Below are 13,212 nucleotides of genomic sequence, written 5' to 3' on the forward strand. Positions count from 1 at the left end.
CTTTGCTTTTAACATTAACTTTCTTTACCTATTCACGCAGGAACTGACCACTAATCTGTTCATTTTCATAAAAATGGCTCTACACAAAAAGCGGCGTTAGAAATCATTTAGATTTCTAACGCCGCTTTTCAATTCTCGCTTAGTGGTGACCAAAAATTCCGCCGCCACGAGGTGCATCTTCCCCACTCGCCTTCGCGAATGCTTTCAATGCTTCTTTTTGTCCCTTGTTTAAGCCCTTTGGTGTTTGAACTTTCACCGTGACACGTTCGTCACCGTTTGAGTTACCGCGTAAGCGCGGTACACCTTTGCCACGTAACCGGAAGATCGTGCCGGTTTGTGTACCAGCAGGAATCTTCAAGCTAACGTTGCCGTGAACAGTTTTCACTTCAATTTCATCACCTAACGCTGCTTGCGTGAAGGACAATGGTTGTTCGAAGTAAATATCGGAACCATCACGTTGGAAGTCCTTACTTACTTGAACCGTAAAGACAATGTACAAGTCTCCGTAAGGGCCACCGTTAGAACCGGCTTCCCCTTGACCTTGTAACCGCATCTGTTGACCATCATCAACTCCGGCTGGAACCTTAACTTCGATTTCATGGCTTTCGTTAGTGTGACCAGCACCGTGACAAGTTGGGCACTTTTCTTTGATTTCTTTACCACTTCCGCCACAAACATCACAAACTTGTTGTGACCGCATCTGACCAAGTGGTGTGTTGCGAACTGTATCAACATAACCAGTTCCACCACACTTGTGACACGTTACTGGTGACGTACCAGGCTTGGCACCATTCCCACCACACGTGCCACATGTTTCTTCACGGTTGTACTTAATCGTTGTCGTTTTACCGAAGATGGCTTCTTCAAACTTCAATGACATAGAGTACTGCAGATCTTGCCCCGGTTGAGGCGCATTCGGATTACGATGTGAACCACCGCCACCACCAAACATTTGGCTGAAGATATCGTCAAAACCACCGAAGCCCTGACCGCCAAATCCTTGACCACCGAAACCTTGTCCGCCACCGCCGAATTGCTGTCCAGCATCACCATATTGGTCATACTGTTGCCGCTTTTGGGGATCGCCAACCTTTTCGTAGGCATCGGCAACCTCTTTAAACTTGTCCTCCGCATCCGGAGCCTTGTTTAAATCAGGATGATACTTCTTCGAAAGCTTCCGAAAGGCCTTTTTAATTTCGTCTTGTGAGGCGTCGCGACCAACGCCAAGTACGTCATACGGGTCTCTTCCTTGAGACATGCTAAATCCCCCATTGTTCTAAACCAAATCAACTTCCTGGTGTGAAAACCAGTGTTGCTCGTGTAATCGTCAATGCAAATTGTGGCATAAATAGCAGGGAAAAGCCAGACCTAGACGCAGGGTGGCTTTTCTGTGCTGCTATATAGTGGAACCGCGTTTGCCAGTCTTTAATCTGAGCACGCTGATTCACTTTTTTTATGACTTATGCCTACTTTTTGTCGTCAGGATCGACTTCTTTGAAGTCACCATCGACTGTTTCGCCATCGGCTGAACCGGCTTGGCTACCATCACCAGCAGCTGCAGAACCTTCTGCACCTTCTTGTGATTGTGCTTGCTGGTACAACTTAACGGTCAAGTCTTGAACGATCTTGTTTAATTCGTCCTTCTTGGTCTTCATGTCTTCGATGTTGTTGTCGTCTTGTGCCTTCTTCAAGGCATCACGCGCATCGGTTGCTTTCTTAACTTCGTCGTCAGAAACCTTACCCTTAAGGTCTTCCAAAGTCTTATCAACTTGGAATAATAACTGGTCGACTTCGTTCTTCAAGTCTACTTCTTCTTTACGTTTCTTATCAGCATCAGCATTTGCTTCAGCATCCTTCTTCATCTTTTCGATTTCTTCGTCGGAAAGACCAGAATTACTCTTAATGGTAATCTTTTGTTCCTTGTTCGTGCCCATATCCTTAGCAGATACATTGACGATACCGTTCTTGTCGATATCAAACGTAACTTGGATCTGAGGGACACCACGAGGTGCGGCAGGAATGTCTGATAATTGGAAGTTACCCAACGTCTTGTTGTCAGCAGCCATTGGCCGTTCACCTTGTAAGACATGGATATCAACAGCTGGTTGGTTATCAGCAGCCGTGGAGAAGGTTTGACTCTTTGAAGTTGGGATTGTTGTATTACGGTCGATCAACTTCGTGAATACACCACCCATGGTTTCAATCCCTAATGATAATGGCGTAACGTCAAGTAAAACAACGTCCTTCACATCACCAGTGATAACCCCACCTTGAACAGCAGCACCTAAGGCAACGGCTTCATCAGGGTTGATTGAGTGGTTAGGTTCCTTACCAGCTAATTCCTTAACAGCTTCTTGAACGGCTGGAATCCGTGTTGAACCACCATTCAAGATCACTTCGTCGATGTCGTCCATGGTTAGGTCAGCATCACGTAAAGCATTTTGAACAGGTGTCTTGGTACGTTCGATCAAGTCAGCGGTCATTTGGTTGAACTGTGCACGTGAAAGTGTTTGTTCCAAATGCAATGGACCTGCGTCACCACTTGAGATAAATGGCAAACTAATTTGGGCTTCGTTAACACCAGAAAGGTCTTTCTTAGCCTTTTCAGCAGCATCCTTCAAGCGTTGCATCGCCATGGCGTCAGCAGCTAAGTCAACACCATTGTCCTTCTTGAAGTTTTCAACTAACCAATCGATGATCTTTTGGTCAAAGTCATCCCCACCAAGACGTGTGTCACCATTAGTTGACAGAACATCAAAGACACCATCGCCTAATTCCAAGATGGAAACATCAAAAGTACCACCACCAAGGTCATAAACTAAGATTTTTTCGTCTTTGTCCTTCTTGTCCAAGCCGTAAGCTAAGGCAGAAGAAGTTGGTTCGTTGATGATCCGTTCAACCGTCAAACCGGCGATTTTACCAGCATCTTTAGTTGCTTGACGTTGGGCATCGTTAAAGTAAGCAGGTACCGTAATAACTGCTTGTTCAACCTTTTCGCCCAAGTAGTCTTCAGCAAAGCCCTTGATGTATTGCAGGATCATTGCAGAGATTTCTTGTGGTGTGTACTTCTTACCTTCAACGTCAACGGTGAAACCATCTTCACCCATGTGACGTTTGATTGAACGAATTGTGTTGGGGTTAGTGATTGCTTGCCGTTTGGCAACTTCACCGACCTGTGTTTCACCATTCTTAAATGACACAACAGATGGTGTCGTCCGGTTACCTTCTGGGTTAGCGATGATCTTTGGTTGACCACCTTCAAGCACAGCAACTGCTGAGTTCGTTGTCCCTAAGTCAATTCCGATAATTTTAGCCATGATTCAGTACTTCCTTATTTTTATAATTATTATTGTGCCACAACGACCATTGCTGGGCGCAGCACACGATCTTTAAGCATGTAACCTTTTTGCAGAACACTCACAACTGTGTCAGCGGTTTGCCCATCGCTCACTGGCGTTGTTTGAACAGCCTGGTGTAGCGTTGGATCAAACGGTTGATTTAACGCGTCAATTTCCGTCACGTTGTTTTGCTTCAACGCAGCTTGTAAATGATCATAAACCATTTGCACGCCATGTTGTAGCTGTTTAGCAGCGTCATCTTCAACTGGTGCCTGCAAAGCACGTTCCAAGTTATCCAACTCAGGAACAATGTCATGGGCCAACTGTTGGCCGTCGTATTTCATTAATGAAGCCGTTTCTTTTTGGTTACGTTGTTGAATGTTGGCGATTTCCGCCTGGCCGCGAAGGAATTTATCCTCCATGGCAGCCAGTTGGGCGGTCAATTCCGTCACCTTTGCTTCTGCTTCGTTGGTATCTTCTGCAGTCGCTGCTTTGTCCACTGGCTTCTTAATGTCTTTGGCCGTTGGGTCCTTGGCAGGCTCAGTGGCTGCCTGATCTGCATCAGTTGGTTGAACATCTTCTTGTTTAGCCAATTTTGCCACCTCCATTCATCTTAATTAGACACTCGATTATTCATCAAGGTGTCGGTAGTAATCTAACAACTTCGCTGCTAGTTCATGACGAAATGCCCCAACTAGCCCAATCATCCGTGAATACGGCATCCGGGTCGGTCCTAGCACCGCAATCATGCCGCGGCCATGTTGGCCAACATCATAGGTCGCAGTGACCAGACTGTAATCCTTCAAAAGGTCATTTCTGATCTCATCACCGATTTTGACACGAACCTGGTTGTCTGGCGGACTCAATACACTGGCGATGTCGTCTGACGTATCAAACAACTGGTACAGTGATTTCAAATCCTGTGGGTCACGGTTGACTGAGAAATTCAGTAAGTTCAACCGACCACCAACGAAGAACCGTTCAGCAGCAGCCTGATCCAACACTTGGTTGAACAAGCCCAAAAAGCCATCCGGCGTCTGCATGTACTGCTTGATCTGTGCTGGAATCTCCGTGTTTAGTTTGAGCATGACCTCTGGTAACGGCAAGCCGACCAGCTGATCATTAATCAAACGCACGACTGATTCTAGTTGATCACTTTCCATGCTACGTGGAATGCTGAACGTCTGGTTGGCAACATCACCATTGTCCATGACCAAAATGGCCATGACCTGATGATTACCTAACGGCACTAACCGAAAACCACTCAGTTGTACATCAGCTTGCTCAGGTCGCAGCGTAAACGCTGTATATGACGTGAGCTTTGATAATAAGTTCGCTGATTCCTCAACGATTTCATCAATCTTGCTGAAAGAGCCACCCAGTTCACTTTGAATCAAGGCAATGTCATTATTAGCGACCGGATCATCGTTCACCAAGTGGTCAACGTAATATCGGTACCCTGCTAATGATGGCACGCGCCCAGAAGACGTGTGCTCTTTTTGCACATACCCTGCTTCTTCCAATGCCGCCATTTCATTACGAATGGTGGCGGAACTAACATGGATTGGTAACCGGTTGGTCAGCGCTTTTGAACCCACTGCCGCACCCGTGTCCGTGTACTCACGAACGATTGCTTGTAAGATTAATTTTTGTCGATCTGTTAACGTCTTAATCACCTCTTTTAGCACTTGAGCTATTTGAGTGCTAAGAACAGTTATTAATATAACAACTTGGTCAAAGAAAGTCAAACAAAATCAAAGGTTTTTGCGGAAAAATTGCTGACTTTTATTCGTGTGGAGCGCGGTTACCTGCGCTTGCGCGGAGGCAACCGCGAAAACCCGAGGAATGTCTCAGTAAACCATCCGCTAGCTAATACTTCCTAATTTAGAAGCATTAGAATGATAATCAAAGCGCTGTGCAGAATTCTGCTCTATGGAAAAAAGTCTGCGAACATAATGAATTATGTTTCACAGACTCCCTATTGCTTTCTGTATTTAAATAACTGCAACGTGGACCAAAAGTCAAGTCGCTGTGCAGACTACGAACTACCTACCGGGTTGAAGCCAAACCCGTATGGCAGTTCTAGGTCTTGCTCACGACTTCCCAACTTTTGTCCCACTTTGGTACTTACAGCATTCGTGGACCATCTGCATGGTCTTTCATAAATGCACGTGTTGCTTCCACGTCCTGGTCTAACTGTTCAACTAGCGCATCGGCGCCGGTGAATTTCACTTGACCACGTAAATAACCACCCCAGGCAACCTGCACTTCTTCCCCGTAGATTTCCTGACTGAAATCTAACAGGTTAATTTCAATTGTCACTGGACGATTATCACCAAAGGTTTCGTTTCGGCCAATGGAAGCCATCCCCTGATACCAAGTTGGACCTATTTTCACCCAGACCGCATAAATACCGATTGCTGGCAGACGTTCCGTTGACGGACCGCTGATATTAGCAGTTGGATAACCGAGTGTGCGTCCGCGCGCTTCACCATGAACCACGATGCCAGTTGTCTGGTAGGTGTAGCCTAACAAGCGATTCGCCAGACTAACATCCCCGTCATCAATAGCGGCACGAATTCGTGTGGAGCTGGCCTTCTCATTGTCCATGGCCACTTCACTAACCGTTTCAACATCAAAGCGACCGGCCGCATAGTCTGAAAGTAGCGCCATATTGGCCACATCTTCCTTCCCATATGTGTGGTCGAACCCAGCCACAACTGCCACCGCATGTAAGCCGACCATGTATTGATCGACAAACTTCTGTGGATGTAACGCTGATAACTGTGACGTGAAGCTAATACCGTACACAATGTCAGCACCTAACGCTTCTAATAATGCTAGCTTCCGATCAAATGACGACAAATACCGAAATCCTTCGGCCGTATTTTTATAGACCAGTGATGGTTGATGCGTATACGTTAGAATCGCGAGCTTCACGCCGCGTTCATCAGCCATCTGTCGGGCACGTTTGATCACCGCTTGATGACCAACATGTACGCCATCAAAGAACCCCATGGCAAGTACCACTGGTCCTTCGGGAATTTGTTCAGTTTGATATGGGTGCCGTAAATAAATCACTTTCACAATGACATACCTTCAATACAACAATTTTTAGAGATGGTTCGAAAACATTTTTAATGGTTTAGCCAACGACTTCTCAATTGGATGCTGCTGATACAACGCTTTGATGTGATCGGCGTATTTGACTGCCACCACATCATGTCCTGCTAGGATACTGCTGGGCAGAAAACCGCCGTTGGTCACAATCTGCCACTGAACCCGGTCCAATTCAACCACCGGATAATGTGCTAACGCAACATCAATGGGCCGTAGCAACTGGTTAATCGTGCCTGCATCCATGGCCGCCGTGACTTCTTCCAAGGTGGCTGTCTGTGTCAGGTCAAAGCCGCCACTTTTCAACCGCGTCAGGTCACTCATGACAGCAGGGACACCGAGTTGTTCACCTAGCTGAACGGATAGCGTACGGACATAGGTGCCTTTGCCACAGCCAATTTCAAAAGGAATCGTCTGCGTACCAGCCGCTTCATCAAATGTACTAGCACCGGTTTGTTTAAAGTAGTCCACGTGAATACGCCGCACTGGACGTTCCACGGTCTCACCGGCACGCGCATATTCATACAACTTGCGACCGTTAACTTTAACAGCTGAGTACATTGGTGGAATCTGTTCAATGTCACCAATCAATGCATCCATGCCAATCAAGATCTGTGCATCGGTGAATGGTTGACGCAAAGGTGTGCGGGTTACCTCTTCGCCGTCTAAATCTTCAGTTTCAGTCGCAAAGCCAAGTGTCACGGTTCCCTTATAAACTTTTCCAGAGTCCATCAAGTACGGCACCACTTTGGTTGCCGCACCAATACAGATTGGCAAAACGCCATCAACATTTGGATCTAACGTGCCAGAGTGCCCGATTTTTTTGGTGTGGAGAATTTTACGTAACTTGAATACCACATCGTGACTCGTCATGCCGCGTGGTTTGTTAATTGGTAAGATGCCTTCCATGACCGTTTCTCCATTTTATTTACTGCGGTCAGACACCGCTTTCTTCATTAATAACGTTGCTAATTATAACCTAGCCCAAAATAAAAAGCGACTGCACATGGCAGTCGCTTTGTTTGTGCGTACTCACTTAAAGCAAGTTGCACGTTTAGTATTGATCGCGTTCTTGTTTATGCAGACTGTTGATTAAATCATCAATGTGACTGCCGTATTGAACGGAACGATCTTGAACGAACGTAATTTCAGGTGTCTTGTAAATGCTCAGGCGACTGCCTAGTTCACCACGAATCAACCCACTGGCTTTTTCCAAACCAGTTGCCGTTTTTTCGTTATCGCTAGCCTTATCAGAAAGAATACTGTAATACAGTGTTGCTTCCTGTAAGTCACCGGTCACTTCAACACCCGTAATGGTTACGCCGGCCACCCGTGGGTCACGCACACGTTTTAACAAAATGTCCGTCACTTCACGTTGAATTTCTTGCTCTAGCCGGCCAACCCGATAATGTTTATTTGTTGGCATAATGTTTTACCGCCTTTGCTGTTTATTCGACAGGAACTTCCTTCATCACGTAAGCTTCAATAACGTCGCCTTCCTTGATGTCGTTGTACCCGGCAATTGTTAACCCAAGGTCGAAACCAGCCTTGACCTGCTTAACTTGGTCCTTGAACCGTTGCAGTGAGCCAAGCTTACCTTCGTAGATAACCACACCGTCACGAATCAAACGGATACCGGCGTCACTACTAATGTAACCTTCAGTAACCAATCCACCGACAACTGTTCCGACTTTAGAAACCTTGTACAGTTCACGAACTTCAACTTGACCAGTTACTTGTTCTTCATAAACTGGTTCAAGCATCCCCTTCATGGCTGATTCAATTTCATCGATCGCGTTGTAGATAACGTTGTGGAGACGAATGTCCACGCCATCGCCGTCAGCTTGTGACTTAGCTTGGACTGTTGGACGTACGTTGAACCCAACGATAATCGCATCAGATGCTTCAGCTAAGGTAACATCACTTTCGTTAATGGCACCAACGGCCTTATGGATAATGTTAACCCGCACACCGTCAACTTGAATCTTCTGGAATGAGTTAGCTAATGCTTCAACAGACCCTTGGACATCGGCCTTGATGATTACATCAACTTCCTTCATTTCGCCTTCCTTCATCGTGTCAAACAGGTTGTCCAACGTGACATGGTTACCATGTGAACGTTCTTCAACCAAGGCACGACTAGCACGTTCTTCACCAGCTGCACGAGCTGATTTTTCATCTGCAAAGACAACGAACTTGTCACCGGCTTCAGGCACATCGTTCATCCCAGTAATTTCAACTGGAGTTGCTGGTGTGGCTTCCTTAACATCTTGACCACGGTCATTGTTCATCGTCCGAATCCGACCGTACGTGTTCCCGATAACGATTGGGTCACCGATACGTAACGTCCCTTCTTGAACTAAGACAGTCGCAACAGGACCGCGACCTTTGTCCAAACGGGCTTCGATAACGGAACCAAGTGCTCGTTGATCAGGATCAGCTTTCAATTCCATCAAGTCAGCTTGTAATAGAACCATGTCGAGCAATTCATCCAAGTTCTTGTCGAACTTAGCTGAGATTTCAACGAAGATGGTTTCACCACCCCAAGCTTCAGGAATCAAGTTGTATTCTGCCAATTGTTCGATTACGTGGTTCGGGTTGGCACCTGGTTTATCAATCTTATTCACAGCAACGATAATTGGTGTCTTCGCTGCTTGCGCATGGTGGATGGCTTCGATGGTTTGTGGCATAACCCCATCATCAGCAGCAACCACTAAGATTGTGATATCAGTGATGTCAGCACCACGGGCACGCATTGCAGTAAAGGCAGCATGTCCAGGTGTATCGATAAAGGTAATCTTACGATCCTTTAATTCTACTTGGTAGGCACCAATCTTTTGCGTAATCCCACCAGCTTCACCAGCCGTAATGTGTGAGTTCCGTAATTGGTCCAATAATGTCGTCTTACCATGGTCAACGTGTCCCATGATTGTTACAACAGGTGGCCGGGCAACTAACTTAGTTGGATCCGTTTGTGCCTGTTCCTCAAAGAACTTATCGATATCAGCAATATCTTCTTGAGGTTTTTCTTCAGCGTTAATGCCGTAATCAGCAGCTAACACTTCGATGGTGTCCTTATCAAGGCTTTGGTTTTGGTTAACCATAACCCCCAACATGAACAACTTCTTGATGATTTCTGTTGGTTCGCGATGCAAGATCTTTCCCAGATCCTGAGCGTTCATCCCCACGGTGTACATCAGAACTTCTGGCAATGGCCGATCCTTACGGGTTGGTGCTGGCACAGCCTGCGTTGTCTGTTTAATCCGTTGGTTACGCTTGTTACGCTTTTGATGCTTTTGACCATATTGTTGTTGCCCACCACGACGGTTACCACCGCGACCACGACTGCTGGTTGCATTTGGTCCGAAGCGGTTGTTGTTCGTGTTCCCACCACGGTTGTTCGTTGAACCAGTGGTTGATGGTTGACTTGAACGTGAACTATTGTTACTGCTGCTTGGCCGTGAATTTGTATTCGTTGGCCGTGAGCTGTTGTTGCTTGGGCGTGAACTCGTATTGTTACGTGAATTCTGGCTGGTACCGCGGTTTTGGCTGGTGCTCCGGTTACCACCGTTATTAGGACGGTTGTTACTGGATGACTGACCATTGCTACGGTTGCTGTTGTAACCGCCATTTGACCGGTTCGTACTGCTAGTCGTGTTACGGCTACCGTTGTTATTTGAACGGTTACCATTACTACTTGTTGACCGGTTGTTGGTCGAGCTGGCAGGACGACTAGTCGAATTGTTATGACTAGCTGCTGGTCGGTTGTTGTTAGTTGAACGAGGTGCTAAATTCGTAGCCGTCTTAGGTGCTTGACTAGCCGCCGTTGACGTTACTTTTGAGGCACTCGTTGCAGCTGACTTAGGTGCAACACTAGCTGCCTGACTCGTTGCTGCAGCACTTTGTTGCGCAGCAGCTGACTTAGGCGCACTGGATTGTGCTTCCGACCGCTGTTGTTTAGCAGGTCGGTTGTTAGACCGTGGGTTGTTCAAATTCATAATCCGCCCTTCACCATGAAGATTTGCCCCACCGTTACGGCCAAAGTTCGTGTGCCGGTGATCAGGTTTCTTATTATGGTTAATTAAATGATGTACGACTTTCCGTTTAGCTGGTTCAGCATCGGTTGTCGTTGGTGTTGTTGTTTTTTCAGTCGTGGCAGCTGCCTTTTTAGGTGCAGCTTTACCACGTAACTGTTGCTCTTGCGTGTCGCTAACCGTTGCCATGTGGTTACTAAAATTCATACCCTTAGCATTTGCGGTTGCCAAAAGATCCTTACTAGATACGTTCAGTTCTTTGGCGAGCTCGTAGATTCGCTTGTTGGCCATCCTTTCACGCTCCTCATTTCATATTGTCCAGCAGTGTCTGCATTTTACGTGCAAACCCGCGATCGTTGACACCGATTGCGAACCGCTGGCGGCCGGTCGCCTGACTTAATTGTTCGACAGTTAATGTCGTGTTAAGCGGGACCTCATAGTATGTTGCTTTATCTGATAACTTCTTCATTGAGCTGGCACCCATGTCACTTGCTAGAAACAATAGGTTTAACTTTTGTTCCTTAATTGCAGCAAGAACCATGGGTTCACCAGACACAAGTTTACCTGCTCGTTGGGCCAAGCCCAGTAGGTTTAGTAGGCGCTGCTCAGGTGTCATTTAGCGTTGTCACCGAACAGTTCACGTCTTGCTTGTTGGTGATCCACGAATTCAACCAATTCGGTATAAAATTCGTCGCTCACCTTCATCCCAAACGCCTTATCTAAACTGTGTTCTTTCTGCGCTTTTTTAGCCGTTTCAACGTTGATGCCGACATAGGCACCGCGGCCGTTTTGTTTCCCAGTTGGATCAATGGTGATTTCGTCTTCCTTGTTCTTAACCACCCGAATCAAATCCTTCTTGGGTAACATCTCACCGGTCACAATGTCTTTTCGCATGGGTACTTTACGTTGGTGCATCATAACTCCCCCTTTTCTATAGAAAAACCGTTGGCTTACTGGTCTTCAGTCTTTTCAAAGTCGGGCTTCGTCACTTCAACGTCAGAGCCTGCTTCAACGTATTCTTCGTCGTCAGCATCTTCAAAGAGACCAGCAGCTTCTGTTTCTGACTTGATATCAATCTTAAAGCCAGTTAACTTAGCTGCTAAACGGGCATTTTGTCCACGCTTACCGATTGCTAATGACAATTGGTAATCAGGAACAACCACCGTGCAGGCACGATCATTTTCAGAATCGAACACAACGTCAACGACTTCTGCTGGATTCAATGAGTTAGCAACATACTGTGCTTCATCATCAACCCATTCGACGATATCCATGTTTTCACCACCAAGTTCATTCACGATGGTTTGAACACGTTGCCCACGAGGGCCGACACAGGTACCAACAGGATCCAGGTTAGGATCGTTAGACTTAACTGCGATCTTTGCCCGATCGCCGGCTTCCCGTGCAATTGAAACGATTTCGACAGTTCCGTCATAAATTTCAGGAACTTCGTCTTCAAACAAACGCTTCAATAATTCAGGATGTGTCCGACTGACGAACACTTGTGGGCCCTTGGCGTTGTTTTCAACACGCGCCACATAGACTTTGATCTTGTCATGCATTTTGTAGCTTTCGTTTGGCATTTGGTCAGAAGGTGCCATGACGGCTTCCACCGTGTTGGCGCCACTACCTAATGTCACGTACATGTAGCGCGTGTCTTGACGTTCAACTTCACCAGTCACGACATCATCCATGTACTGGCTGTATTCGTCGTAGACCAAACCACGCTCTGCTTCACGAACCCGTTGCATGATTACTTGCTTGGCTGTTTGGGCAGCAATCCGACCAAAGTTCTTCGGCGTTACTTCAACCTTGATTTCATCGCCAATTTCGTAGGCCCGGTTGATTGCCACAGCATCCTGCAAGCTCATTTGTAGTTGTTGATCTTCGATTGTTTCGGCAACGGTTTTAACTGCATAAACCTTGATGTCACCCTTTTTATCGTTGAATTCAACATCCACATTAGCAGCTTGATTGTAGTTGCGCTTGTAGGCAGACACTAACGCTGCTTCCAAAGCATCGATCACAACTTGCTTCTTGATGCCCTTTTCTTGTTCCAGAGCATCCAACGCTCCGACTAGTTCTTTACTCATTTCCTCGTACTCCTTTAGTCACGCTTACGTGCACTGAAATTACATCCCACTAAAATCAATTGCTAACCGTGCACTGGCAATCGCTGTTCGTGCAATCGTCAATGTCTTAGCGACACCTTTCACTTTGTAGTCCAAAGTGAGTTCAGTGTCCGTTAGCTTTGCAAGGGTGCCTTCAAACACCTTCACTTTATTAATTGGTTGGTACAATGAAATGTGAATGTACTGATTCACAGCACTTTGAAAATCCGCCTCTTTTTTCAGCGGCCGTTCAGCTCCCGGTGAGGAAACCTCCAGGTAATACGCTTGGGGAATGGGGTCCGGCTGCGCTTGGTCTAACTTTTCGCTCAGGGCATCATTCACGATGACACAATCATCGATCGTAATTCCACCAGGCTTATCAACGTAGACACGCAGGTACCAGCTCTTGCCTTCCTTAACGAACTCGACATCTACTAATTGGAAATCATGTTCGCTAACGATGGGTTGCACCATTTCGGTGACCGTCTCTGTCACGTTGCTCAAGTTGTCCACCTCCTCATTTTGTCCTGAAAAAAGAGCGAGCCGGAAACCGGCTCACTCTTAGATTAAGAGTCTTAAATTACAGTTAATATTGTAGCATGCTACAAGCGT

General features: G+C 46.4%; 12 protein-coding genes. All 12 read right to left on the reverse strand.

What is annotated here, in order from left to right:
• Positions 1-139: 139 nt before the first annotated feature.
• Positions 140-1,258, reverse strand: a complete 1,119-nt coding sequence (gene dnaJ / locus IV55_RS07135; protein ID WP_057810772.1) for a molecular chaperone DnaJ — start codon at positions 1,256-1,258, stop codon at positions 140-142.
• A 208-nt stretch (positions 1,259-1,466) separates the two neighbouring features.
• Complete coding sequence (gene dnaK, locus IV55_RS07140; protein WP_057810774.1) at positions 1,467-3,317, reverse strand: molecular chaperone DnaK; 1,851 nt, start codon at positions 3,315-3,317, stop codon at positions 1,467-1,469.
• A 29-nt stretch (positions 3,318-3,346) separates the two neighbouring features.
• Complete coding sequence (gene grpE / locus IV55_RS07145; protein ID WP_083483969.1) at positions 3,347-3,946, reverse strand: nucleotide exchange factor GrpE; 600 nt, start codon at positions 3,944-3,946, stop codon at positions 3,347-3,349.
• Positions 3,947-3,967: 21 nt separating this feature from the next.
• Entirely contained in the window at positions 3,968-5,011 is a 1,044-nt protein-coding gene (gene hrcA, locus IV55_RS07150; protein ID WP_057810883.1) for a heat-inducible transcriptional repressor HrcA, read from the reverse strand.
• Between the two features lie 454 nt (positions 5,012-5,465).
• Positions 5,466-6,425 (reverse strand): riboflavin biosynthesis protein RibF, encoded by a 960-nt coding sequence (gene ribF, locus IV55_RS07155; RefSeq protein WP_057810778.1) that lies wholly within the window; start codon positions 6,423-6,425, stop codon positions 5,466-5,468.
• A 27-nt stretch (positions 6,426-6,452) separates the two neighbouring features.
• The gene (truB, locus tag IV55_RS07160; RefSeq protein ID WP_057810780.1) at positions 6,453-7,364 is read right to left on the reverse strand and encodes a tRNA pseudouridine(55) synthase TruB; all 912 of its coding nucleotides are present in this window, start codon (positions 7,362-7,364) and stop codon (positions 6,453-6,455) included.
• Between the two features lie 145 nt (positions 7,365-7,509).
• Entirely contained in the window at positions 7,510-7,881 is a 372-nt protein-coding gene (rbfA, locus tag IV55_RS07170; RefSeq protein WP_057810784.1) for a 30S ribosome-binding factor RbfA, read from the reverse strand.
• A gap of 22 nt (positions 7,882-7,903) precedes the next feature.
• Positions 7,904-10,780 carry a translation initiation factor IF-2 gene (gene infB, locus IV55_RS07175; RefSeq protein WP_083483970.1) on the reverse strand — a complete coding sequence of 959 codons (2,877 nt, stop codon included), beginning with the start codon at positions 10,778-10,780 and terminating at the stop codon, positions 7,904-7,906.
• Positions 10,781-10,793: 13 nt separating this feature from the next.
• A complete protein-coding gene (locus IV55_RS07180) occupies positions 10,794-11,105 on the reverse strand; it encodes a YlxQ-related RNA-binding protein (protein ID WP_057810786.1) in 312 nt (103 codons plus the stop codon).
• On the reverse strand, positions 11,102-11,404 hold the full coding sequence (gene rnpM / locus IV55_RS07185) for an RNase P modulator RnpM (RefSeq protein WP_057810788.1): 303 nt from the start codon (positions 11,402-11,404) through the stop codon (positions 11,102-11,104). Before rnpM ends, IV55_RS07180 begins: the two co-directional genes overlap by 4 nt.
• 35 nt (positions 11,405-11,439) lie before the next feature.
• The gene (gene nusA, locus IV55_RS07190) at positions 11,440-12,582 is read right to left on the reverse strand and encodes a transcription termination factor NusA (protein WP_057810790.1); all 1,143 of its coding nucleotides are present in this window, start codon (positions 12,580-12,582) and stop codon (positions 11,440-11,442) included.
• A 39-nt stretch (positions 12,583-12,621) separates the two neighbouring features.
• A complete protein-coding gene (rimP, locus tag IV55_RS07195) occupies positions 12,622-13,104 on the reverse strand; it encodes a ribosome maturation factor RimP (protein WP_057810793.1) in 483 nt (160 codons plus the stop codon).
• Between the last annotated feature and the right edge of the window lie 108 nt (positions 13,105-13,212).

Origin of the sequence: Furfurilactobacillus siliginis (genome assembly GCF_001437435.1) — a bacterium.
GTDB classification, from domain to species: Bacteria; Bacillota; Bacilli; order Lactobacillales; family Lactobacillaceae; genus Furfurilactobacillus; species Furfurilactobacillus siliginis.